At 68.0% G+C, this 25,132-nt stretch carries 13 protein-coding genes; all 13 read right to left on the reverse strand.

Annotation, left to right across the window (positions count from 1 at the left end):
• Positions 1–80 precede the first annotated feature (80 nt).
• The 13 genes from QP512_RS11035 to QP512_RS11095 all read right to left on the reverse strand — a co-directional run bounded on the left by QP512_RS11035 (position 81) and on the right by QP512_RS11095 (position 25,117).
• Positions 81–12,464, reverse strand: a complete 12,384-nt coding sequence (locus tag QP512_RS11035) for a filamentous haemagglutinin family protein (protein ID WP_286068545.1) — start codon at positions 12,462–12,464, stop codon at positions 81–83.
• A gap of 204 nt (positions 12,465–12,668) precedes the next feature.
• Positions 12,669–13,865: a substrate-binding domain-containing protein gene (locus QP512_RS11040; RefSeq protein WP_286068546.1), complete on the reverse strand. Its 1,197-nt coding sequence runs from the start codon at positions 13,863–13,865 to the stop codon at positions 12,669–12,671.
• A gap of 250 nt (positions 13,866–14,115) precedes the next feature.
• Positions 14,116–15,315 carry a type II secretion system inner membrane protein GspF gene (gene gspF, locus QP512_RS11045; protein ID WP_286068548.1) on the reverse strand — a complete coding sequence of 400 codons (1,200 nt, stop codon included), beginning with the start codon at positions 15,313–15,315 and terminating at the stop codon, positions 14,116–14,118.
• Between the two features lie 7 nt (positions 15,316–15,322).
• Positions 15,323–16,756, reverse strand: a complete 1,434-nt coding sequence (gspE, locus tag QP512_RS11050) for a type II secretion system ATPase GspE (protein WP_286068549.1) — start codon at positions 16,754–16,756, stop codon at positions 15,323–15,325.
• Positions 16,753–19,134, reverse strand: coding sequence for a type II secretion system secretin GspD (gene gspD / locus QP512_RS11055; protein WP_345783085.1), 2,382 nt, complete (start codon positions 19,132–19,134; stop codon positions 16,753–16,755). Before gspD ends, gspE begins: the two co-directional genes overlap by 4 nt.
• Complete coding sequence (gspM, locus tag QP512_RS11060) at positions 19,131–19,658, reverse strand: type II secretion system protein GspM (protein ID WP_286068551.1); 528 nt, start codon at positions 19,656–19,658, stop codon at positions 19,131–19,133. Before gspM ends, gspD begins: the two co-directional genes overlap by 4 nt.
• Positions 19,655–20,818 (reverse strand): type II secretion system protein GspL, encoded by a 1,164-nt coding sequence (gene gspL / locus QP512_RS11065; protein WP_286068552.1) that lies wholly within the window; start codon positions 20,816–20,818, stop codon positions 19,655–19,657. The genes gspM and gspL overlap by 4 nt, the downstream gene beginning before the upstream one ends.
• Positions 20,815–21,720: a type II secretion system minor pseudopilin GspK gene (gene gspK, locus QP512_RS11070; protein ID WP_286068553.1), complete on the reverse strand. Its 906-nt coding sequence runs from the start codon at positions 21,718–21,720 to the stop codon at positions 20,815–20,817. Before gspK ends, gspL begins: the two co-directional genes overlap by 4 nt.
• A gap of 9 nt (positions 21,721–21,729) precedes the next feature.
• The gene (gene gspG, locus QP512_RS11075) at positions 21,730–22,167 is read right to left on the reverse strand and encodes a type II secretion system major pseudopilin GspG (RefSeq protein WP_286068555.1); all 438 of its coding nucleotides are present in this window, start codon (positions 22,165–22,167) and stop codon (positions 21,730–21,732) included.
• A gap of 57 nt (positions 22,168–22,224) precedes the next feature.
• A complete protein-coding gene (locus QP512_RS11080; protein WP_286068556.1) occupies positions 22,225–22,782 on the reverse strand; it encodes a hypothetical protein in 558 nt (185 codons plus the stop codon).
• A gap of 144 nt (positions 22,783–22,926) precedes the next feature.
• Positions 22,927–23,478 (reverse strand): hypothetical protein, encoded by a 552-nt coding sequence (locus QP512_RS11085; RefSeq protein WP_286068558.1) that lies wholly within the window; start codon positions 23,476–23,478, stop codon positions 22,927–22,929.
• 58 nt (positions 23,479–23,536) lie between these two features.
• Complete coding sequence (locus tag QP512_RS11090) at positions 23,537–24,517, reverse strand: DUF4880 domain-containing protein (RefSeq protein ID WP_286068560.1); 981 nt, start codon at positions 24,515–24,517, stop codon at positions 23,537–23,539.
• A gap of 69 nt (positions 24,518–24,586) precedes the next feature.
• Positions 24,587–25,117: a sigma-70 family RNA polymerase sigma factor gene (locus tag QP512_RS11095; RefSeq protein WP_286068561.1), complete on the reverse strand. Its 531-nt coding sequence runs from the start codon at positions 25,115–25,117 to the stop codon at positions 24,587–24,589.
• Positions 25,118–25,132 lie beyond the last annotated feature (15 nt).

The raw sequence follows: 25,132 nt of genomic DNA on the forward strand, positions 1-25,132 counted from the left end.
TCCGTGGCAGCTGGCCCGATGCTGTCCGTTCCTGCAGTTCAGCTGGGTGCCGACCGTTGGTCGGCACGGTTGCAAGCGGGCTACCGGCGCTGCGTGCCCTCGTCGCGACTTGCCTGCGGGAACTGGAAGGCACTGTTGGCGTCATAGGCAGCGTTGGCAGTGTTGCCACGCGCCGGCGGGTTGATGCTGCTGGTGCCGCTGCCGAAGCCGAGGATCTGCACACTGATCACTGACGGCTGGTTGCGCCGCGCATCATCCTGGCTCTTGCGCATCACGTCCTGTGCGGCCTGGCTGGCGCTGTTGGCCGCTGCACTGGCCGAGGCCAGCGCGTTGACGTTCACCGTGGCCAGCACCGGCAGGCCCTTGCTTTCGCCCTGTACCTGGATGTTGGCGGCGTTGAGTACCTGCAGCGCAGCAAGGTTGATGTTGCCCGACACCCGGATGCCAGCCTCGCCCGCATCGATGGTTCCCAACGGCGCGATCAGGTCGACGTCGCCCGGCGGCACTTCGGCAATCGGGTTCAACGTTGCGATGCCTGCACCGTTGGCCGGGGCCTGCGGCGACAGGATCACGTTGCCCCAGCCGTCATAGACGCGCCGCGGTGGCGTGTACAACAACGTAGTCTGCGACCCACGACCGGCATTGATGTCACCCTGCTCCGACCAGGCCAGTATGTCTCCACCGAACGTTGTCATCACCCGCGACAGCCCGAGCAGCACGCTGTCCTGGCTGAACAGGCGGATGTCACCCTGCCCTTGGGTCACCAGCCCGGCACTGGCCGGTGGCACCACGCCCTGTACACCCACCACGATCTGTCCGCCCGGCACCATCAGCTCGATGTTGCCGCCGGCTTCGGTACGCACGCCCGAACCGCCGTACATCACGATGTCGCCGGTGCGGTCGATGGCCGTTCCGGCAGCATCCTTGTCCGGCATCAGCGTGGCGATCGCCTCGCGCCCACGGAGGTACGAACCGAAACGCGGGCCTTCGGCATCGGTGTACTCGCGGCCGCCTTCACGCAGTTCGGCGTAGTAGACCTGGCGCAGGAAGATGCGCTGCTGTTCCTTCGGCAGCCGGTCGAAGGCCGCCAGGGCCTCGGCACCCTCGACAACCGAACCGAAGCGCTGCTGCAGCCATTGCTTCAACTCCTTGTCGTAGATCTTCACTGCCTTGCCGGGCTGCGATGCCAGCGACTGCGAGGCATCGGCGAGGTTGGCCGGATCCAGGTAGCGCGTGCGCAGTGCATCGAAATCAATGGCCTGATTGCCCGCCGTCAAGGCAATGCTTGCGCCCGGGCGCGTATCGCCCTGCACGATGCCGCCCAGGCTGACGATGCTTCCCGCCTCTTCCTGGCGCAGCTGGCGACCGGCGCTGACCTCGACATTGCCCGGGCCGGCCACCGTCAGATTGCTGCGGATGATGTCCCGGCCCGCCTCGATCCCGCTGATATCGGTACCGCGGGTGTTGAGCGCGGTGACATCGGCGCTGATGACATCGCGGCCGGCGCGCAGCCGTACCGCCGAGCCCGCCTCAAACCAGTCAAATACGGTACGTCCGCCATTCTGGCCATTGCGCGAGAGCTGCCGCCTGCTGCCGCTGCCCAGTCCGATGATATCGCCGGCCACGGCATAGAACCGGCTGACCGCCGTCGGCGTAGCCAGCAACGACGCACCAAGCGCGGTATTGGGACCGAACGCGAAATACGGCAGCACGGTGCCAGGGCTGGCGGCGTTCCCATCGACGGATACATTGCTGCGCACCGTTCCCGCGTTTCCTGGCCCCTGCGCGATGAAGCCGGGATCGAACGGACCAGGGATGCGGGCATCACTGCTGGAGCGCGCGATCTGTGTCGCTCGGTTGGCGGCCAGGATCGATCCTCCCGCCAACACATCCAGCCGTCCCGACGCCGAGGGCGCCAGCAGGATGACGTCCTGGGCATCAGGCACACTGCCGCTGCGCAGATTGGCGAGATTGATGTTGCCGGAGGCTGCAATGGCGGTGAACCGGGAGGGATACAACCAGTAGTTGAGATAGATGTCGCCATTGCTGGCGTTGTTTTCGACCACCTCCCTGGCCTGATTGCTGCCGCTCACATGCTGCGTGCCCACCAGGCCCGGCGACAGGTTCCCGCCGGCGGAGAACAGGTCCAGCGCGGTGCGCGGCGTCCATAGCGAGAACCAGCTCGTGCCAGACGCGCGGCTGCCATCATCCAGCACGATCGTGTTGAAATTGGCCACGGGAACCCGGCCTGGATCGGCGGCACTACCCAGCACCACGTCGCCGCGTGCCTGCAACTGCGCGGTTGAGTCGCCCAGCACCAGCACCGGTCCGGCCATCGCAACCGGGCTGTCGGCCACCAGCGGATCCTTCAGGCCCAGTTGCCCATAGCTGGCCTGGACTGCACTGAGGCCTCCAATGCGCGCAGCGTCGATGCGGGTATTGCCACGAATATTGGTCAGCACGCCATTGACGTCCAGGTCCTGCTGATCCGATGTGCTGCCACGACTGCTGGCACGCAGGCCCGGATTCAGTGCCCCCCCGCTGCGCAGGGCCATATCACCACCGCCGGTGACATGCAACTGGCCGTCGACCACGCGCCCGGTTGATCCGACCGCGACCGAAAGCGCACTCGAATGCGGCGAGATCTCGTATCCCAGCGCGTTGCCCATGCTGTCCAGCATGCCCATATGGCGGCCTGCGTCCAGGCTCAGATTGCCGCCCCCCAACGTCCCGAACCCGGTAAAACCCACCAGGCGGGGGGTTGCATCCAGTTCAGGCCTCACCGTGCTGTAGGTTCCGAAATTGATCCACCAACTGGTCGGCGTCTGCACGACACCGCCGGTGGTGCCCGATCCCTGCCGCCACAACCAGTTGCCCACCGCTGCGCTTGAGTGGCCAGCCTGGTCGCGCTGGACCGTACCCGATTCCGCGCGGAAGCTCCATGTATCGCCGATGATGTCGCGCCCCGCCTCGATGCGCAGATTGCCGCCCTGGTCCGGATACCACGCCTGATAGCTGGCGAGGGCCGCGTCGTAGGCCCCGGAGGCCTGGCTCGAACCAAGCAGCAAGGTGTTCTCCGGCTTCGGCGCACGCGCCGCGTTGAAGCGCGGATCACTGCCATCACCCAGATGGGTGGGCGTACCTGCGGTGTAGACACCGAAGCCGGATTTCATGCGCACGTCCTGCGCCGCCAGCAGCGCCAGGTCTCCCTTGCCTGTACGCAACACGCTCCAGGCCGGCGAGCCCAGGCGCTTGCCGTAGGTGGTGACTTCGGTAAGCGTACCGCCGCCGTAGCAGTAGCCGGTGACTGCACAGATATCTTCCTCTGACATGCCCATCTCGGCGCCAAGTTCCGATGCAGGCCTGCCGACCCAGGACTCATCCCCCCACCACATCAGCGAACCTTCCTTGTCCACCAGGCGCGGCGCCGCGCCGCAGAACGGTCCCAGTTCACAGATGTCACCTTCGGCGACACCCAGCATTTCAGCCGCCTCCCGGGGCGACTTGCCGACCAGACTGTCGTCCCCCCACCAGAACAGCGAACCTTCCAGGTTGACGACACGATCGCCTTTCCATTCCGTTGTGGTGGTCACCGTACCGATGGTGCTGTAGTGGCTGTCGGCGAGCACGATGCTGCCGTCACTGCCCCAGCGACGCGTGCGCGGATCGGCAGACGCTGTATCTGCACCGGCCACCGCAGTCAGGTCCCATGACGTGGTCCCTTCTGGCAGCATCGAGGCCAACGCCCAATTGCGCCCCTGTCGGCCGCTGGCGTCGGCCACCCGCAGCTTCACCGGAGCGTCGCCGGCCAGTTCCACCCTGGTCATCGAGGGGATGATGGCACCGGCGTGCAGATCCAGCGCGCCGGAGAGCCGCATCACCATCGGCAACGCCACTCCGGCAGGCCACACCTGGGCCGCCACCGGTGCCGGATTGCGCAGGCGGAAGCCGGCGCCCAGCCGTGCGCCTGCCTGGAGGGTGAGCGCCTGGGCCAGCACGGTGCCTGCTGCCAGCACCTGGCCGCCATCGGTGGTCACCGCCGCCCCCAGCACACTGCCGGCGGGCAGCGTGAGCTCTGCCGACAGAGTCATGGCCACCGGCAGCACCGTACCCGACGGCAAGGTCAGCGCCTGGAACGGCAGGTCGTAATTCAGTGTCGCACCGGCGCGGAACTCAGTGCCGATCTGAAGCTTGACGCCCTCGCCGGGCACGATCAGGTCGCCACCAAATGCGGTGTTCGGCGAGCCCGCGCTCCGCCCTTCCAGCAGCACCCAGCCGTCCTCGTCCGGGTTGGCAGGCGGCGGCGCAAAACCGTCGTTGATGCTGCCGTAGACGTTGATATCGCCCTCGGCGCGCAGTACCAGCGCGGCCGATTCACCGAAGCCACGGCGCGCTGGATCAGTCCGGTTCGACTGCGGTCCGTAGCGGTAGCCGGACAGATCGATATCACCGGCCACCACCATGTCGCCACGCGGATTGTCAGTGCTGCTCCGCGCCACCAGCTGCACGCCGGGGCGCAGGCGGTAACTGCCCAGGGCGGCGGTGCGCTGCTGCAATCCCGTATTGGCCAGCGCGGCGTTCATCCACAGGCTGTTGTCCGGGTCCACCACCGTATCCAGCCATTGCTGGTTGATCACCTGCGGACGATGGCCGTGCACGTCTGGAGCGCTGGCCAGCGGCGCCGAATCGTAGCTGCGGAAGGCGTTGACCTGGAGGTCGCCGGCGCCGGCAATGCGGATGCCGCTGGCCACTTCGATTGCTGCATCGTTGCTGCCCACGCGGGGCACGTTGAGCTTGACGCTGCCGCGCGCGCGGCCGTCGTTCTGGCCCGGGCCGCTACCGGTCGCCACCGACGTGCCGGCGCGCAGGTCCATCGAGGCAGCGGCACCCAGCTGCAGGCTGCCGTTGGCCGAGGTCAGTTCAATCATGGCCCGGTTCGGGCTGTCGATGATCTTGCCGTAGCTGTCCACGCGCAGGCCGCTGCCATGCGCATCCAATGTGCCATCGATACGCAGCACATCGCGGGCCGACAGGCGGATGCTGCCGACCTGTTCGCCACTGGCATCGATGCGGCCCTTGACCTGCAGGCTGCCGCCATCGACGCTGATATCAACGTTGCGTGCCTTCACTTCATCGCCGATCACCAGGTCGCCTTCGCTCAACTGGAAGGTCCGGCCACCGGTGATGCCGCCGGCGGTAAGCCGAGTGTTCAGGCCGGAGAAGTCCTGCAACTGGCGTGCACGCACCACCAGCTCGCCGCCGTCGTAAGGCACTTCGATTCCACCGGCGTCGTAGCGACCGCTGGCGCCGCCCAGCAGGGTCCCGGCCAGATCGACACGGCCGCCCTGTGGGCCCAGCGCTGCAACGGTCAAGCGGCCGCCGCGGTTGTTACGGGCGGAAAGATCGATACGCGACCCGGCGTCGGCAACGACATCACCTTCGCGGCTCGTCAGCGCCACGTCGCCGCCCCAGCTGTACTTGTCCACGTCGAACAGGCTGACCTTGCGGCCGGCCATGTCCAGCACCGCGTTGCTGCCAAGCGTAATGCCCTGGCGGGCTTTGGCTTCGAACCGGCCGGACGCCAGCGCCACCCGGCTGTCGATGCCGATCCGTTCGGCCGTGATCGACAACTCTGCACCCAACGCATCGCTGCCCGTGGTCGCCGCAGCACCGCGCAGCTGCACCGTTCCGCCATTGCGGATGGCCAGCTGCGCACCCGCGTTGCCGGTCAGCAGCGGGGTGACGATATCCAGCGCGCCGCCACTGAACTGCCAGCCGCTGCCTGCCACGTAGTCGCCCTGGCGCTGGAAGACGTCCAGGCTGCCCTTGCCGGAGAACAGCATGCGATCCGACGCCGCCAGCGTAACGCCGGCGAAGCCGAGCACCTGGCGATCCGCGGCCACCGACGAGCTGGGCCGGGTGAAGGGCGCACGCCCCAGCTCCAGCACCCGCGTACTGATCTCCAGCTGCCCTTGGCCCAGCCGCCCCACCATCGCCTCGCCGGCCGGTTGGGTCTGCTCACCGCCGGCCAATGCGGTGCCGGCCAGCGTACCGTCCCAGACCAGCGTATCGGCGAAGATGCGCGCGCGATCGGTAGCGCTGCCGTAGCCGTGAATGGCCGGTGCGCCCAGCACCAGGCTGCTGCGACCGGTTGCGCCCTCACGAGTGTCCAGGTCCACGCTGCCGAAGACGTTGATGGCATCGCGCGCAGTCAGGCTGAGCGCCTCCAGCGCCGGCGCGCCGGTGGCGGTGTTTCCGCGCAGCAACCGCTGCAGCACCTCCTGGTTCATGGTCATGCCGGCCGGCAGGCCACCAGCCGCCGTTGCTGCCGCAATGGCTTCGGCACTACCGAGGTTGAGGGCCGACATGCCCAGGCCGAGCTGGCGCGTGCCATAGCTCACCGCGTCGCCAATGTTCAAGGCGCCGTCGGTGACCACATTGATGCTGCCTGCCGACAGCAACCGGGTCTGGCCATTGCAGTCCACCTCGCATCCGCCGATGTCGATCGCCACCGGACCGGCGGCACTGCCGCCCTGCGCACTGAGCGCCGTCAAGCGCTGGTTGGACACGGCAAGCAGGCCGCCCGACACCAGATAGGGCACCGTGGGCTGAGCCACGCGCGAGGGATCGGCTCCGGCCAAGGTATCGATCGAAGCGCCCTGCTCGACCAGGATCCCCTTGCCCCCGAACGCAGCCGACAACAGCACCTCCTGCGCCGTCAGGGTGACGCCGTTGCGCACCACGATGTGCTGCGCGCTGCCCTCCAGCGAATAAGTCGTCGCGTCACGTCGCAGCACGCCGCCGATCAGCATCGTTTCCGGGCGGAACGCATTGAGCGCCGAATCGAACAGGGTGGCACCGCTGCCGCTGCCGGTACTACCGCCCTGGGTAGCAATCTCCAGCATCGCCTCATTGGAAGCGAGCAGATTGACCGAAAGCGTGCCGCCCCGTCCGTCATTGCTGCCGGCGTTGAAGCGTGACACGCCCTGGAAGGTCGCGGCTGGCACGCTCGAACGTCCGGCGCCATCACCCAGCACCAGGTTGAGGTTGCCGGCATCCGTTGGCCGCCAGCGCAGCGCTTCACCACGCCGCTCGGCCACGCCCTGTACGAACGCGCTGTAGGAGCTCTCGTTGTAGCTGGCATGGCGGCGCACCACATCCGCCGACGTCAGCACCAGATCAGTGAGCAGCGGTGAGACTCCACCCCCCAGGCTCTGCGCCTGGTGTCCACTGACGCGCCAGGAGCCGGTGCCGGTCGCCACTGGCTGTCGGCTGCCGACGGCGCTTTCAGTCCCGACTTCGACACGGAATGCGCCCTTCTGCAGTGCGTAGCTGGCCGGCAGCAGCGTGTAGGTTCCCGCGGGCAGGCCGGGAACCCCGGCAGGGATGACAATCTGCTGGCCAACGCGCGGATCGGTGCTGCCGTCAGCGAGCGCCTGCGGCGCCTCCGTGCCCGAGCGTCCGGGCATGATCGCGTAGACCGCATTGTCACTGTCGCTGAAACGGTAGCGCGGGTTCGCATCCGCCAGCGCATGCCGCAGGACGTCCACCGAACCGCCCCGCCCGGCCACGAATGCAGCGCCGGACAGTTCACCGCTGCCGGACACGTCCAGCACGCTGCCCGCCACGCCATTGAAGGCGTTGGCCACGATGTCGATACCGATCGGGATGTTGTTCGAGCCGGGGCCCAGCACATCGAAGTCGGCACCGTTGCGGCGCCAGCCCACACCATCCACGGTGCCGCCAAACGGCAGCTGCAGGCCCGCTCCGCTCACCGACGTCACACTGCCTGCAAGCAGGTCGACGCGGCCGGCCACATCGGCGTTGAACTTCCGGCCGCCGAGCTGCACATGGCCCCACGGCACCTGCACATTGCCGCCCTGCACCACCGTCGCCGCCACCAGCTCCAGGCTGCCGAACGCAGAGTCCGGTGCCGGTTGCGCGCCGCCTGCAATGCCATGAATGCGCAGCACGGCGTCGGGGTTCTGCCAGAACGGCTCGCCTGAAGGTCCGATGTCGGGGACGCCGGCCACGATGCGTCCCTTGGCCCGGGCTGCCGGGTACAGGCGTGCGGCGCTGATGTCGATGGAACCCGGGCTTGCCAGCGTGGAGACCAGCGAACTGCTGGCGACCGGGGCCAGCAAGCGGATGTCACCGCGGCTGCGCAGCGCGACCTGATCAAAGCCCGCCAGCCAGTTCACATCGCGCAGGTCGATCAGATCGGCGCCCACCTCCAGGCGATGCTGCCGGCCGGCGTCGAGGGGCGCCTCCAGCGGGCGCAACGTGCCTTCGCCGGCCGGTTGCCACCAGCGGCCCTGCGCAAGGCGGACATACGGCGCGGCCAGTTGCAGGTGACCGCCCTCGCTGCCACCCGGGACGAAGCCGAGGTAACGCTCGCTCAAGCCCTGGAGGCGCAGGCTCTGGTCCATGCGCAGATTGACGTCCCCCTGCGCACGGACGTCACCGAACAGGGCCAGATGATCGAAACCACCGGCCTCGATCTGCTCCACCGACAGTCCGGCATGGCCGTACTCGAGGCGCGCAGGCAGGTCCGCCGTCTGCGCGGCGTGCTGGGTCAGTGAGATCACGCGCGGTGCCAACACGTCCTTGCCGTTTGCCGTCCTGCCGTAGGTGCCGCCACCGAAGGCAACCCCCAGGGTGCCGCCGCGCGCGCCGTCGCCGCCGGCCGCTGCGTCCAGTTCACCCTGCAGGTACAAGGCATTGCCGCTGCGCAGCACGATGCTGCCGCCATCGCTGTCCACGCGGGTGCGCCCGCTGCCATCGATATCGAGCAGCGCCGATGCACCGGAGGCATCCAGCCGCGCCCCACGCTCCACCACCACGAAGGTATCGGGTGGAAGGTGGCGTACGTTGTCCTGGTCTTCCCAGTCCAGCGCGCCCCCGATCTCGATCGTTCCGCCCTTGCGCACCTGCCCGCGCAACGTCCCGCGCGCGTCGCGCAGCGAAACGGTATCGCCACTCACGTCCAACAGCGCGCCATCGGCGATCGTCCACTGACGCTCGCGGCGTGCATCACCACGTACACCGGATGGATCAAATGCCTCATCCAGGCGGATGCGGCCGCCGGCTGCCTTCAGATGACCGGCCACGCTCAGGTTGCCGGCGCTGGACAGTTCGATCGACTGGCCCGGGTCGACCTCGATCCTGGCCCCCTTGCCAACGCGCAGGTCGGCCGTGGACAGCAGATGCCCCGCGCGCAGTGTCAGGCTCGCGCCGCCACGCTGCGACACGCGACCACTGCTCGGATCGGCCTCGTACAACGGTGGCATCCAGGCCTGCACGCCCTGCTCGCGGACCAGAGCCTGCCCTGCGCCGTCGGCCAAGCGCAGCGCGGGACGTTGCACCTGCAGCGGGGTGCCCTCTTCAACCGTCAAACCGTTGTGACCGGCGATGTCATAGCCGGCGAAGCCGCTGTTGAACAGCGCTGCCTGCAATCGCAGCGAGGCTGCCGATGCTTCCGTGCCGGGCGCGCCGATGGACACCGCACCGCCGGTTGCCAATATGAAGTTGCCGCTGCCATTGCCGAGCGCGCTGAAGCGCGCGCCCTCGCCGAAGCCCAGCCGGCCGCTGCCGTCGGTGGCGACCTCGGTGCTGGCTGCGAGCAGACTGACGCTGCCGCCCTTGCCGACGCGCCCCTTGCCGTTGGCATCGATCGCACCGCCGGCATCAACCAGAATCGCTGCTCCCTCGCCCACGCCGATATCGTGGCTGCTGTTGAAGCGCACCTGTCCGCCGTCGATCCACGCCTGTACGGGACCGCCCTCCGGCGCTGCAAGCGCGTTGCTCCAGCCACCGCCAAGATCGATCCGCGCGCCGGCCGCGACATCCACCGCACCACGTCCGGACGTCAGCAATGCCGTGGGCCCGCCAAGCGCCGCAAGCAGATTTCCGGCTTCCACCTGCCCGCCGGCAATCTGCACCGTTCCACCGAAGCTGACGCGGCTTGCGGTGAGCCCAAGCCGGCCGCCCTCCTGCAACCTGAGCGTGCCATCGAGATCGATACGGCCGGCCGAAGCGAGGTCCACCTGCCCCCATCGCTGCGCGCTCAGCACCTCACTGTCCAGCCACACGGTATTGCGCTGTGCGTCCCCGACCGGCGCCTGCAGCGTCCACGGCCGGGGGTCGGCCTTGAGCGCTCCAATGCGGACATTCGAGTCGAACACCGCGCTGCGCCCGCTGTTGTCAAAACGCCCGAGCCACAGCTGGGCGTTGCGGGCCGCCGCCGTCTGTGCCTGCGCATAGCCGTCCTGCCCCTGATCGGGCCGGCGCGTCTGCTGTGTGCCCTGGAAGGCCACCGTATCCACCTGGCCCTCCAGGGCGGCCGTGGGCGCCGAGATCAACAGGCGGCCAGCATCGCGTCCCACGGTGTAGCCATTGTCGAAGCGCTGGCCCGGGGCAACCAGCGGATTGCGGAACGATTCGGTCACCCCCCAACGTTCCTGCTTCAGTTCATAGCCCTGGTACAGGCCGTCGTACAGCATCTCCGCCGGCGCATCGTCAAGGCGGTACAACTGGCCATCGCGGCCGCGCAGCCAGCTCTGCTGCACCGCGCCGGACTGCACATCCAGGCTGCCCCCGGCCAGATTGATGCGCGAACCGGCGTGACTGACGACTTCCTTGCCTGCCAACTGGACGGTACCGCCCTGCGCTGCCCATTCGCTGATCGAATGCCCCTGATTGTCCAGGTAGCCACCCACTTCCAGCAGGCCGCCGCCGGCATACCAGCGCGTGCCTTCGTAGCCACCGGTACCGGCGGCAACTTCGGTCAACTGGCGGCGGTCGATCCACACCTCGCTGCTGATCAGCCTGCCACTGTCACGATTGTCCGGCGAGTCGCGCAGCTCGTTGCCCTGCACCTTCACCTTGACGTTGTTGCTTTCCATCGCCACCTGCACACCCACCGCACCGGAGACGTCCACGCGCGCGCCATCGTCCAGATAGCTGCGCCGGCTGGCGTCGGCGATCACCTGGCCGCCGGTGGCCACTGCCAGCGAGCCGGCCTGGAAGTTCACATCGCCGCCGGAGACGACTTCGATGCGCGATTGCTCGCGGCGGTCCTGCAGGCGCGAGAGATTATCGAAGGTGCCACTGTTGCTGGCACCGCGAAGCTTGTCCTGCTCGGCCGATTCCTTGATGAGCGCGTTGCGCTGGCTGTCCAGCGCCGTGCTCTTGCCATCGTCTTCCAGCAGCACTGCCGTGGTCGAGCCGGCAGCCAGGGTCACGCTGCCGGCCGCATCGGACGCCGAGTTCAACAGGTGCACCGTACCGCGCTGGTTCAATGAGGTGGTCGCAACGGCCACTCCAGCCTGCTCGACGGTGCGGCCGGCCAGCGTGACATCGCCTTCGCGCGCCTGGATCAGGCCACTGTTGCGAACGCTGCCGGCCGTGCTGTCAGCGACGAAGCGCGGCGCGATCTCGTTGCCACGGGTGGTCGATGCAGTGTTCTGCGCCGTGCCCACGCCGCGACGGATCACGAAACTGTCACCGGCGGCCAGCTGGGCCTGCCCCTTGCGGGTTTCAATCTGGCCCGCGTTTTCCACGCTGTGGCCAGCCAGCAGCACGTAGCCGCCGCCCCGTGTCGCCGTGGTCGGTTCGTGCGTGGTGATGCGCGCACCGCGTTCAACCATGACCTTGCCCACGGCGTCGGTCAGCGCCGAGGTGTTCGCGTCGGCACTGTACAGGCCCTGCTCGCGGAACTGCACATCGCTGATGCGCGCCGCCGCCGCGACCAGGTTGCGGACATTGACCTGGCTGTTGTTGCCGAATAGCACACCGTTGCGGTTGGCCACGAACACCGTGCCATCGGCCTTCAGCTGGCCGAGAATCTGGCTGGGCCTTGCGGCGGGATCATTGACCCGGTTCAACACGGCCCAGTCGGGGTTCTGCAGGAAGTTCAGCGTGGTGTTGCCACCAATGTTGAAGGTTTCCCAGTTCAGGATCGCCTGGTCGGCGGTCTGCTCGATGTTGACCAGCACCCGCCCCTCGGTGGTCTGCGACTGGATGGCCTCACGGGCGTTGATCCAGCCACGGGTCAGCGGATTCTCGTCGACCTTCAGGCCATCCTTGCCCAGGCCATCGGCCACAACGAAGCCCGCCTCGCGGCGCGCCTGCCGTGCCTGCTCCTGCAGGCGCTGCTGCAGGGCGATGGCCTGCGCGGCCGTGCCGAGGTTGTCGATGGACTGCTGCAGTTTCTGCCGCGCCGCATCCTGCTGCTGTGCGGGCAGCTGGAACTGGATCGCCACGCCGTTGGGCATGCGCCCGCTCTGGGCCGCCGCACCCTGCGCCGCACCGCGCTCGGCAAACCAGCCGGGGCTGAATGCCTGCTGGGCCTGGCTGGCCGGGGCCACCATGCTGCCCAAGGCCACGGCGACGGCCCAGGCCATCGGGTGGCTGCGCCACAGGGCGGCAGGGAAGCGGGCGGCGGGCGAATGCGGGTGCGACATCGGGGACCTCGTCAACCTGATGGGCCGCGCTGGCGGCGGCGTGTACGGATGGGCCTGCGCGAGACACGCCCTGCACCTCATAGACGGTGGCGGCGGCGTGAAGACGACAGGCACATCCCGGTCATGCAGCGGACATACGCAGAAGGCGCCGGCATTGCTGCCGGCGCCCTTGTGCATCTCCTGCAACTACAGAAGCAATGGCAGTTACAGCGGACGACCGATGCCCGAGCAGGTGCTCGGATTGTTCACCGCACCGGCATTGCTGGCGGTGGCGAAGCGGGTACGGACCGCATCACGCCAGGTCTTGGTCAGCGGAATGAACTTGTGCGCGCGGATTGCGTCGTCGTTCGGACCCTTCTCGACGCCGTTTGCATCGACGACACTGCCGTAGTGACGTGCCAGGAAGGCACGCACGTTGGCGCCCACAGTGCCATTCTTGTAGCACTGGCCGAACACGAAGTTGGTGTAACCGGCAATCGGATAGCCCGCGTTCGGGTTGCCGAACACCGGCACCCAGTTCGCCGGGTTCTCGGCGGCGGCACCGGTCGGCGGTGCAGCGGTTTCCAGCGTGGCCTGCACACTCACTTCATCCGGCGAGAAGCCCTTGACCTTGGCGATCTTGGTGGCATCGGTCAGGCTCGGGATCACGTCCGGACCGACATAGCCGACGCGGCCGTCAACGGCATAGACGGCGTTGTACAGCGCGGTGCCACCGGTGGCCGGGGCAGCGATGAAGTTCGACGGCACGCTGGTGAACAGGTTGGCGAAGGTCGACTGCACCGAGAATGCCGGCACGCCGTTGGTCAGCTTCAGGTTGGTACCCGACACGTCAGCCGGCTGGCAGGCGCTGGTCAGGAAGCGGGTCAGCAGTTCGCTGGTGCCGCTGCTTTCGCCGCGGTAGACGACCTGGATGGCGCCGGTACGGCCCAGGCCCGCCAGCTGGCTCCAGTTGTTGATCTTGCCGGAGAAGATGCCGCAGATCTGGGTGACCGACAGGTCAACCGCCGAACCGGCCTTGTTGAACGGAATGGTGACCGAGGTGGCGACCGACGGGATCTGCACCAGTGCGCCATAGCGGTTGGCGTCGCCGGACACGTTGTAGGTGCTGTTGTAGGTGCTCAGCTCGGTGCTGTTCAGCACCGAATCGCTACCGGCGAAGTGCACGGTGCCGGTGGTGGAGAACAGCGCCGAATTGTTTTCCAGGAAGGCCTTCTTGCCAGTGCCCGAACCGGTCACGGCATAGCTGAAGTTGGCCGGCAGGATGCTGTCGGCCTGGCCCTTGTACAGGTCGGCCGGCAGCGAAGCGCCGCCGCCGGTGACGGCGGTCTGGGCCGAAGCGGCACCAGCAGTGGCCAGCAGCGCGGTAGCAACCAGCGCGGCCAGGGTCTTGTACTTGTTCATGATCTTCTCCTGAAGGGTTTACTGCGAAGGGAAACGCCAAGGGAGGAACGGTCACTACACGCCTGCTGCCGCCGAGGGCCTCCCAGCCCACTCTGCGGCGACGTGTCCATGCTGGTCCGCACCGATGACAGGCCGCTTAAGAAACCTGTGGAAGATCGAAAAAAGGTGTGGAGGATTGTGTGGAGAATCGAAGTCGCCGACCGGGTAGAGTCGACTGTCAGTCGACCCTACCCGTGATGCGCGTTGCGCATCACTGCACCAACTGGTTCATTTCCATGATCGGCATCAGCACGGCCAGCACGATCGTCAGCACCACGCCGCCCATCACCAGGATCATGGTGGGTTCCAGCAGCGCGGTCAGCGCCATCGCGCGACGCTCGATCTCCCGCGAGATCGTCTGCGCGGCGCGATCCAGCAACAGCGCCAGCGAACCGGTCTTTTCGCCACTGGCCACCAGATGCACCAGAATCGGCGGATACACCTTCTGCACTTTCAATGCAGAGCCCAATGCAGCGCCTTCGCGTACGCGCGCGGACACGTCATCGGCACAACGCGCCAGCAGCGCATTGCCCACGGTCTGCCGGGCAGCTTCCAACGCGCGCAGCAGCGGCACGCCGGCATCCAGCAGGATCGCCAGCGTCGAGGCGAAGCGCGCACTGTCCACGCCCAGCACGAAACGCCCGACCATCGGCACCCGCAGCAGCATGGCGTCCCAGCGCAGGCGCAGCTCGGGCTTGCGCAGGGCCAACCGCCAGGCCACCACCAGCGCAGCGATGCCCAGCCCCACCCACACGCCCCAGCTGCGCACGAAGGCGCTGGCCGCCAGCATCACCTGGGTCAGCATCGGCAGCGTCTGCCGCGCCTGTACGAACGCTGTCACCACCTGTGGCACCACGTAGCTGAGCAGGAAGATCACGATCGCCACCGACACCAGGCTGATCGCCGCAGGGTATATGAAGGCGGTCAGCACCTTGGCCTGCAGCGCATTGCGTTCTTCGATGTAGTCGGCCAAACGCTCCATCACCCGTGCCAGGTCGCCTGAGTCTTCACCCGCACCCACCAGTGCCCGATAGATCGGTGGGAAATCGCGCGGCCGTGCGGCCAGGGCCACGGTCAGGCGCTGGCCGGCACGCACGTCGGCGCGTACCGCGGTGAGTGCCTGGGCAACATGCGGGCGCTCGGCCTGCTCGATCACCGCACTCAATGCGCCTTCCAACGGCAGGCTGGCGGCCAGCAGGCTGGCCAGCTGGCGGGTGGCCCAGGCCAGCTCGCTGGCGGACAGCCGACGAGCGCCCCAGCCACTGCCGGCACTGCGAGCCGCACTCACCTGCACAGGGGTCAGCCCGCGCCCACGCAGCAGCTGGCGCGCACCGCGCGGGCTGTCGGCATCCAACTGGCCCTTCTCGATGCGGCCCTGCGCGTTGGCAGCCTGGTAGTCGAACAATGCCACGCGGGCCTCAATCGTCGCCGGTGACGCGCAGGATCTCTTCCAGCGTAGTCACTCCGCTGTCGACCCAGCGCTGGCCGTCCTGCCGCAAGGTCCGCATGCCGGCACGCCGGGCCGCCTCGCGCAGCGCAGGCTCGCCCTGCCCTTCATGGATCAACGCGCGCACGCGGTCGTCGACTACGAACAGTTCATGGATGCCGGTTCGCCCCCGATAGCCGCTGTTGGCGCAGGCCGCGCAACCGACCGCGCGCCACACGGTTCGGCCCTCGCCATCCATCTCGGCGCGCCGACACTGCGTGCACAGCCGCCGCACCAGCCGCTGCGCCAGCACGCCGCGCAACGAAGAGGCCAGCAGGAACGGCTCCACCCCCATATCGGCCAGACGGGTTACCGCCGAGATCGCATCGTTGGTATGCAGCGAAGCGAGCACGCCATGGCCGGTCAGCGACGACTGCACGGCGATCTGCGCGGTTTCCAGATCTCGGATCTCGCCGATCATGATGGTGTCCGGATCCTGGCGCAGGATCGCCCGCAACGCGGTGCCGAAGCTCATGCCGATGCGCGCGTTGACCTGGATCTGGCCGATGCCAGCGAAGTCATACTCCACCGGGTCTTCCACGGTGAGGATGTTGCTGGTGCTGCTGTCGAGCTGACCCAGTGCCGCATACAGCGACGTGGTCTTGCCGCTGCCGGTCGGCCCGGTGACCAGCACGATGCCATGCGGCTGCCGGATCAATCCGGTGAACGTCGCCAGGGTGTCATCGGCCATGCCGAGGCGCTGCAGCTGCAGCCGGCCGGCATCCTTTTCCAGCAGGCGCAGCACAGCACGCTCACCGTGCCCCGTCGGCACCGTGGAAACACGGATATCCAACGGACGCCCGCCCACGCGTATCGCAATGCGCCCGTCCTGCGGCAGGCGCTTCTCGGCAATATCCAGGTGGGCCATGATCTTGATACGCGACACCAGCGCTGCGTGCAGCGCGCGGCGTGGCTGCACCATGTCGCGCAAGGTGCCGTCCACGCGGTAGCGCACCACCGAATGGGTCTCGAACGGCTCGATGTGCAGATCGCTGGCGCCATCGCGTGCGGCCTGGGCGAGCAGCGCGTTGATCATGCGGATCACCGGCGCATCGTCCTGCGCATCCAGCAGATCGGTGACCTCCGGCATGTCCTGCATCAGCCGGTCCAGATCGACTTCGCTTTCGGCGGCACCGACCACGGCAGCGGCATCGCCGCCGTCACGATACTGTTCACCCAACCGCTGCTGCCAGGTCGCGGCGTCCAGCGCCTGGAAGGGCAGCGGGCCATGCCGGCGGCGCAGTTCGGCCACGGCCCACGCCGCGGTGTCGGCGGTGCCCAGCAACACGGGCTCGCCGCCCGCGTCGCACAGCATCACGCCATGGCTGCGCACCCAGGCGTACGGCAGCGGCGCCGCGGCGCTCACGGCCCGATCACCAGTTCCGGCGTGTAACCCAGCCCGCGCAGCTGCTGCAGTGCCGGGTCCAACGTCGCCGGATCGCGCGGCAGTCGCACGCGAAGGCGCTGCCCGCTCCCGCCCGGTGTCGCCTCGGCATAGGCCTGCAGGCCCAGAGCCCGCACCTGCGCCACGCCCTGGCTGGCACGTGCCGGGTCCAGCCCCTGCGCGAACTGCACCAGCTGCGCATCGCCCTCACCGGCCGGATACAACGCGGCCAGGCTGGTGTTCTGCAGCGGCTGGCCCTGCCCGTCGCGCGCATTGCCCTGGCCGAGTACAGACAGGTCCCGCGGCGGCAGCTGCGGTGCGGACAGCGCCGGCAATGCCCAGCTCTGTACCGGCTGCGCGCCGGCCTGCGCGTTGCGCATGTAGTCGTAGCGGTCGCGGGTCAGGCGCTGGCCGGCGGCGGGGTCACGCACTACGTGCGGGCGCAGGAACACCATCAGGTTGGTCTTGGAGCGCTTGCGCGTATCACTGCGGAACAGCGCCCCCAGCACCGGGAGCTTGCCCAACCCCGGCACCGCATCACGACCGTGGCTGACGTTGTCCTCCAGCAGGCCACCCAGGACCATGATCTGGCCATCATCCAGCAGCACGCTTGTGTCCAGTGCGCGCTTGTTGGTGATGATGCCTGCGGCACTGTTGGCGCTCTGCGCTTCGATGCTGCTGACCTCCTGGTAGATGTCCAGCTTCACCGTGCCACCTTCGGAAATCTGCGGTCGCACTCTGAGCTTCAGGCCCACGTCCTCGCGCACGATGGTCTGGAACGGGTTGTTGCTGCCGCCACCGCCGTCGGTTACGTAGCGGCCGCTGACGAACGGCACGGTCTGGCCGACCATGATGCTGGCCGCCTCGTTGTCCAGCGTCATCAGGTTCGGCGTGGACAGGATGTTGGCGCCGCCCTTGCTCTGCAGCGCGTTGGCCAGCGCTTTCATGTTGAGGATCTGGCCGACACCGGGCAGGTTGATGGTGCCGTCGATTACGCCGATCTTCAGGCCATCCTTGGGCAGCACGTCCAGCGTGGTGCGCGCGGTGGTGTTCAGCCCGCTGCCGCCGGTGGCACCACCGAAGTGGGTGCCGCCAAAGGTGCGGCCATTGCCCAGCATCCACTGCACGCCCAGCTCGGCCGCATCGGTCTGGTTGACCTCTACGATCAGGCTCTCGACCAGCACCTGTGCCCGGCGCTGGTCGAGCTGGTCGATCACCCGCCGCAGGTTGCGGTACACCGGCTCCGGCGCCGAGATCAGCAGCGTGTTGGTGGCCACGTCCGCCTGCACCGAGATGCCGTTCTGGCTGAAGCCGGTGCTTCCCGCATCGATCGGGTCACGACGGCCCGGGTCCAGGCGCTGCGATTCCAGCGCATTGCCTCCGGTCTTGGCCTGCTGTGGCTGCGAAGGCTGCGCGGGCGTGGAACGATTGGCGTCACCCGGCAGTGGTGTGATGCCTTCATTGCTGCCCATTGCCGGTGCATCGCTCTGCCCGGCCACCACGCCCCGCAGCACACCGGCCAGCTGGTTGGCCTGGGCATTGCGCAGGTAGACCACATGCAGGTTGCCGGACTCGTCCTGGGCACGGTCCAGCTTCTCCACCAGCTGCCGCGCCAGGCGGGTGCGGCCGGGACTGCTCGAACGCAGCAGCACGCTGTTGCTGCGCGGGTCGGCCATCACTACCACCTTCTGGCTGGGCTCGGCGCCCTGCGCATCCAGCAGTGGCGCCACCATCGCCGCGACGTCAACGGCAATGCCCTGCTGCAGCTTCACCACATCGGTGTCCATGCCAGCCGGTGTATCGGCGCTGGCGATCACCCGCGCGATGCGCTCCAGGTTGTCGGCGTAGTCGGTGATCACCAGGGTGTTGTTGCCTGGATTGGCAGTGATCGGATTGTCCGGGCTGATCATCGGCCGCAGCAGCGCTACCAGTGCGGCCGCATTCTCGTAGCGCAGCGCGAAAGTGCGCGTGGCGACCTCGCCCCCTGCACCACCGCTACCGACCCGGCCACCGAGCAGCTTGGCATCGGCCTGCGGCACCACCCGGCTGACGCCTCCGTTCTCGACCACCGCGAAGCCACGCATGCGCAGTGCGCCCAGCAGCAACTGGTAGGCCTGGGTACGGCTGACCGGGCCGTCGGAAACCACTGTCATCTTGCCGGTCACCCGTGGGTCGACCAGGAACTGGCGTCCGGTGAAGCGTGCCGCCATGCGCAACACGCCACCGATATCGGTATCCACCAGGTTCAACTGCACCGGCTCATCGCGGGCGTCCTGCGCCAGCACCGGCGCCGGTGCGTGGGCCATGCACACGATCAGGGCCAGTGCGGTACTGCAGGCAAGGCTGCGCATCACCCTCATGGATGCGCACCCACGTTGAGCGCCATCACGATGTTTCCGGAAATCCGTGCAGCCGGCATGTTCGCATCCCCTGTGCGTGTCAGTTGCAGCTGCTGCAGTTCGATGGCCGGATCGGCCAGCACGGGCAGCAGCCAGTTCCACAGCGCGTCAGCGGGCACCGCCTGAACCTGCAGGTGCCAACGCCCGTCGCGCGCTTCGATATGCAGTCCGTCGGCGAGTCCGGCCGACCTGATTCCGTCACGCAACCTGGCCATCGTCGGGCGCTGCCCCTGCGCCTGCTGCTGGCGCTCGCGTGCCTGCAGCAGTGGCGCCAGGACACGCGCCTGCGCCTGCAGCCGCGGCAGCTCGGCCTGCCAGTGCGTGCGCTGCTTCAGCAGCGGCTCCAGCCACAACATCCAAAGACCCGCCGCCAGCAGCGCCACCACCATCACCCACAGCATCAGCCGGTCGCGCGGTGGCAGGCGTTGCCAGCGCTGCTGCACGCCCGTCATTCCCGCGACCAGCCGCAGGGTCCGGGTCGTCACTGTCCAGCTCCGCTCACCCGCAGGCGTCCGCCGGCTTCGCGCGCCAACTGCAGTCCCTGCGCCTGGACCGCTTGCTGCCAATGCTCAAGCCGCTGCGGATCGTCGGCCAATGCCTGGGCGTCGGCATCCAGCTCCATGTCCAGCTGCCCGGGCTGGTAATGCAGGCTGCGCACCTGTCCCGCCAGCGCGGGAACCGCCTGCAGCATGCCGGCTACCTGACGCTGCAGCGGCGGCAACGGCGGCGCCGGCAGTGGCACGGCCAGTGCTCGCCTTGCCTGCAGCACCGGGTCCACCACGTCGGTGATCTCCGGGAAGCGTGCGCTGAACTGGCGTGCCATGTCCTGTTGCAAGGCCTCGCCCTCACTTCGCCACCGCAAGACCTGCAATTGCAGACCGAGCGCGGCCAGCAACATCGCCGCCAATGCCAGCCCGATCGCAAGCCGCGGCGCTTTCTGGCCCACCCTGGGCAGCGGCAATGACCAGCCTGGCAAGGGGCCAGAGGCCTGCCGTTCATGGGGGATGGCCGTGGCGGGCAGACGTTCCGGCCATGTCGGCGGTACACCATCGATCCACTGCACGGCCTGCATGCCGGCCTGTTGCAGGCGCACGGCCAGCGCCTGCATCACCGCACAGGCATCACGTCCGCCATACCATTGAACGAAACCCCGATCGCGCCCGCTGCGTACCAGCAGGTGCTCGCCGCTGACCTGCAGCGTGGCATGGCCGTCCTGCCAGGGCAGCAGCAGCGGCGTCGGATACAGCGCCTGCAACCGCAGTGCACACGAAGCCAGCAGCTGCTGGGCCTGCAGGATCGCCTGCTGGCCCAGCCAGGCCACAGGAACCGTGCCGTCCGCCGCCTGCGCACCGTGGGCCAGCACCACCTCCTGCAGGTCATCCAGAAGCATCGCCTCCACCTCACCCTGCAGCGCCGACTGCAGGCGGCGCCCGGACAACGGTGGCAGCTGCAGTTCCAGCATGATCAGGTCATTCGGATCGAGGCAGGCATGCACCACGGCCTGCGGATGCCGCAGGCCCAGCGCCGCCAGCGTGTCGCGCCCGTGCGCCAGCACCTCGCCCTTGTGCAGCTGCGCCCAGTCCACCGCGCTTTCACCGCGCAGACGCTCAAGCGCCGGCAGGCGCACCCGAAGCTGCACGGTCATGCGCCGATCCTCGTCCACACGCGTTGCACACGCACGCCATCGTCGCGGTACTCGCGCCAGAGCAGCGCGCGAAAATCAACCGCGCTGCCGTCAGCCTGCACCTGGCCGACGGCCAGGAACCACTCGCTATGGATACCCAGGGGAAGCACGGCCATCTGTTCGTTGCTCAGTTGGAGTCGGTTGGCGATGTCGCCGCGATTGAGCAGCCAATGACCAGCGTCGCGCTCACCGAGCAGCGCCTGCAGCCGTGCCGGATCGACCGCAGGCGTCACCGCCTGCAGAACGCGCAGGTCGCTGGTGTTGGCGTTGACCAGGGTCTGCGCCGGCAGCACCACGGTGCGACGCGCCAGCGCCTGCAACGCCAATGGATCGGCACCCGGCAGCGCCTGTTCGATCAGTGATTCACGCGGCAGCGGCGCCTGCGCCGGGATGTCGCCATCGCGCAGGCGTGCCTGGATATGGTCCGCCGCCGAGGCACAGGCACCCTGTCCCATCCCCTGCCCGGCGCACAACGCGATGAACGCGCGCCGCGCCTCAGGGTCCGGCTGGCCATGGGCCAGCAGATTGCGCAGGTTGAACATCGACTGGGCATCGACCAGTTGCAGCTGCACCGGCAGCGGTGCCTGAAGCTGCAAGGGACGCGCCCAGCGGCCGCTGCGCACCGTGGTCAGCTGTTCCTTTACATCCTCACGCAGCTGCTGGGCCGCACGCTCCAGCGTTGCGTCCACCGCCATGCGCACCTGCGCGCGCAGCTGGTCGCCCCGCAGCGCGCGCAGCTGGGCCGACTGCCGGGTCAGCAGTGCCGTGGCAATCACCGCCACCAGCGCCACCACCAGCAGGGCGACGATCACCGCCATGCCACGTTGACGGACACTTGAAACAGAAGGCATCCGGGCTGACATCGGCCTGCCTCACAGCTGCCAGGAGCCGATGTCCGCGTTCCCGGCGTCGCCCCCGGGCTTGCTGTCCGCACCCAGCGAGAACACATCGATGTCGCCGTGGGTGCCGGGAATCTGGTACTGGTAAGGATGGCCCCACGGATCATTCGGGAGGCGGTCCAGATAGGGCGTGACCGGCATCGCACCACTGCCCTGCGGGGGCTTCACCAGTGCCTGCAGCCCTTGCTCGGCGCTGGGATAGCGCCCATTGTCGAGCTTGAACAACTTCAACGCCTGCATCAGCGCCGCGATGTCCTGTCGCGCCGCGACCACGCGTGCCTGGTCGGGGCGATCCATCAACCGTGGCACGATCAACGCGGCGAGGATGCCGATGATCACTACCACCACCATGATCTCGATCAGGCTGAAGCCCTGCTGCCGAGCCCTGCAACCGCGAACCTGCCTTGCCATTGTTCCGCCCTCGTCATCCTGGGAGAGACCGCTGCGCCATGGTCAGCGGTGCATGTGTCAGTACGATAAACATCCGCGTGCAATTCGCTGCGCGGGCGCCTGAGCAGACGCTCGTGCGGCCCGTACCCGTGCCGCCTCGATCAGTTGCGGCGGCACGCTGGCCAGCGTTTCGTCGATGCAAGCCCGCAGCAACGGATGCACGCACGCCTGCAGCAGGCGCACGCACTGCATCGGCGACCACGCGGTACCGTGGTCGAGGCCAATGAACATCCTGTATGCCTGGTGGTAGCGCAGGTCGTCGTACACGCGCTGCGCGCCGCTGAGATCACGCACGACCACCAGCAGGGCCGCACGTTGCAGCAGCCGCGTATCGCCGGCATCAAGCGGCAGCGCGCCCATGGCCGGGTCGGGCCAGGGGCGCAGGTGCAGATCGAGGGCGCTCCGCAATGCCGCCAGTGGATGCGCACTGCTGTCCAGCGCAGCCCAACGCGCCGCGTCCGCCCAGGCATCGCTGGACAGCATCCAGACCCATGAATGTCCATAGCGTTGCACGTTCAGTGGGGCGTGCCGCGCCTGCTCCAGCGACTGGCTCAGGTGGCGATCCAGCTCCAGCATGCTGATCCTGCGACTGTCTGCCATCGGCGCCGCCCATGCTCCGCGACGCGTGGTGCGTCGTACTCTGGAGAAGACGTCAGCAAGGCAGGTGAAGCGACACCGGGAACGTAACGCTGTGCGCTGGTTGGTGCTTCATCGGCAACGTCATCGCAGCGCCATCCGCTTGCAGGCTTCACGCTGCAGGCGTGGCGCGTCACCGCCGCAGCGGCGGGCTAACATCGCCACGTCGCTGCGCGCGGCGAATGCGACCCATGCATCGGTCATGTCCACGTCATCGCACCATGACGCCATCGCGACGCACAGCGCCGGCAGCTGCCAGCCCTCCATCAGGCCGTGGCTGCCTGCCACGAACCAGTGCCACAGCCGGTGGTGCAGCACCTGCTCGTGCAGCTGCACGAGATCGTCAACGCCATGCATGTCCATCAGCAGCAACGCGCGCGCAAGCGCCGCAGGTGGCAGTGCCCCGCTTTCAGGCAACGGCAACAGCTGCTGCTGCAGCCGCAGCAGCATCGCCAACGGATGCGACTGCGGGTCGAATTCCAGCAGCACGGCCTGCTGCCGCCACTGCGCGTCGGACACCACGCACACCCACGGCGAGCCGTACCGGTGCACCATCAGGGGGCGCCGCTGCGTGGTTTCCAGCAACGCCGACAGATTGCGGCGCAGATCCAGCACGCCGATGGTCTCGTTGCGCATCCCTGGCTTCTCCTTGCTTGCAACAGCCCTGCGCGGTGCGCACGGCCAGCGTCTTCATCTAACCAAGGACGGCAATGCCACCGGGAAAGCGACGCAACGCCAGCGACATCGTCAACCGAAGCTGCTCCAGCGCCGCATCCGGATCATCAATGCGGAAGCGCCCGCTCACCGGGGCGCGCGCCAGCGCCGATTCACCCAGCAACACCTGTCCACGCCGGTAGCGATTGATTTCGTCGACCACCTCGCGCAGCGGTGCGCGGCGGAACACCAGCATGCCTTCGGTCCAGGCGCTCACTTCCGAGGCCACGGCCTCGGCCACCACGCCACTGAGACGCTCGTCGTACCGGGTCTGCTGGCCGGCCTGCAGCTGCAGCCGGCCCTGCGGGTGCTCGATGCGGGCGCTGCCGTGCAGGCAGGTCACCCGCACCTGCCCCTGGGTGTTGCGCACGTCCAGGCGCACCGCACCTTCATCGGCGATCACGCAGCCTGTACCCGCAAACAGCGCCAGGCGCAGGCCGGCGCGGGTCTCGATCGCGGCCTGGCCCTGCACCAGTTCGAAACCTTCACCCTGCGCGTCAGCGCGCCGGCGCAGGCTGCTCTGCGTATCCAGTTCGATCTTCAGTTGCGGCGAAGGCGCGATCTGCAGCCGTTCACCGGTTCCGGTATGGAAATCGGCCGCCATCGCCGCCACCGACGGCCACATCCCCAGCGGTGGGCGGATCGCTGCCACTACGGCCAGGCTGGCCGGCGCCGCGATGGCGGCACCGAGGAAGGCACGGCGGCTCCAGCGCTGGGCGGGCGTCGGCGCGACAGGCTGCCGTGCCTCTGCAGGTAGCTGCTCGCCCGCCAGGCGTACCTGCTCCCATTGCCGGCGCGCACGGCCGAACGCCTCGCGATGATGCGGGTCCGCCTCACACCATGCGCGGAACCTGTCTCCATCGGCGGCGGTGGCTTCGCCCGAGGTCAACCGCACCACCCACGCGTGGGCCTGACGCTCGACGGCATCCAGCGGGCGTTGCGGGCGATCGTCAGGATCCATGAGGGCTCATGCCGGTCCCGCACGCTGCGGGGTTCTGCTCGGCGTCAAAGTGTAGACGGATGCCGCCGCTCAGAACCGCACCTGGCGTCCCTGACCGCTGCGCTCGGCCAGGTAGTCCTGGGCCGCCTTCAGTTCGCGCTGCACCAGCCGCAGCGACACACCGAGGTGATCGGCCACGTCCCGCTGCTGCAGGCCATCCACACGGATTGCCAGCAGGATGCGCCGGCGGCGCTCGGGCATGCGCTTCAGCAGCCCGACCATGTCCTCCAGCGCGAACTCCAGTTCGGCAGCCTGTGCCGGGCCCGGTGACGGGTCGGCCATGTCCATCAGCGTGTCCACCTCCTCCAGGCTCAGCAGCCGGTGGTCGGCACGTTGGCGGTCTATCACGGTGTTCATGGCCATGCGCAGCAGGTAGGCCGCTGGATTCTGCACGGCGTCCAAGCGGTCACGACGCGCACTCAGGCGCATCCAGGTGTCCTGCAATGCATCGCCGGCCAGCTCCTCCGAACCCAGCTTGCGCACCAGCCGGCGCTTCAGCTCGTCATAGGCACCCAGAAGGTGGTCCATCAGGTCAACTGCCCCAGCCGTACCGTTGCTCATGTTCGAATCCTTGAA

Origin of the sequence: Stenotrophomonas sp. 57, assembly GCF_030291075.1 — a bacterium.
Classification (GTDB): domain Bacteria; phylum Pseudomonadota; class Gammaproteobacteria; order Xanthomonadales; family Xanthomonadaceae; genus Stenotrophomonas.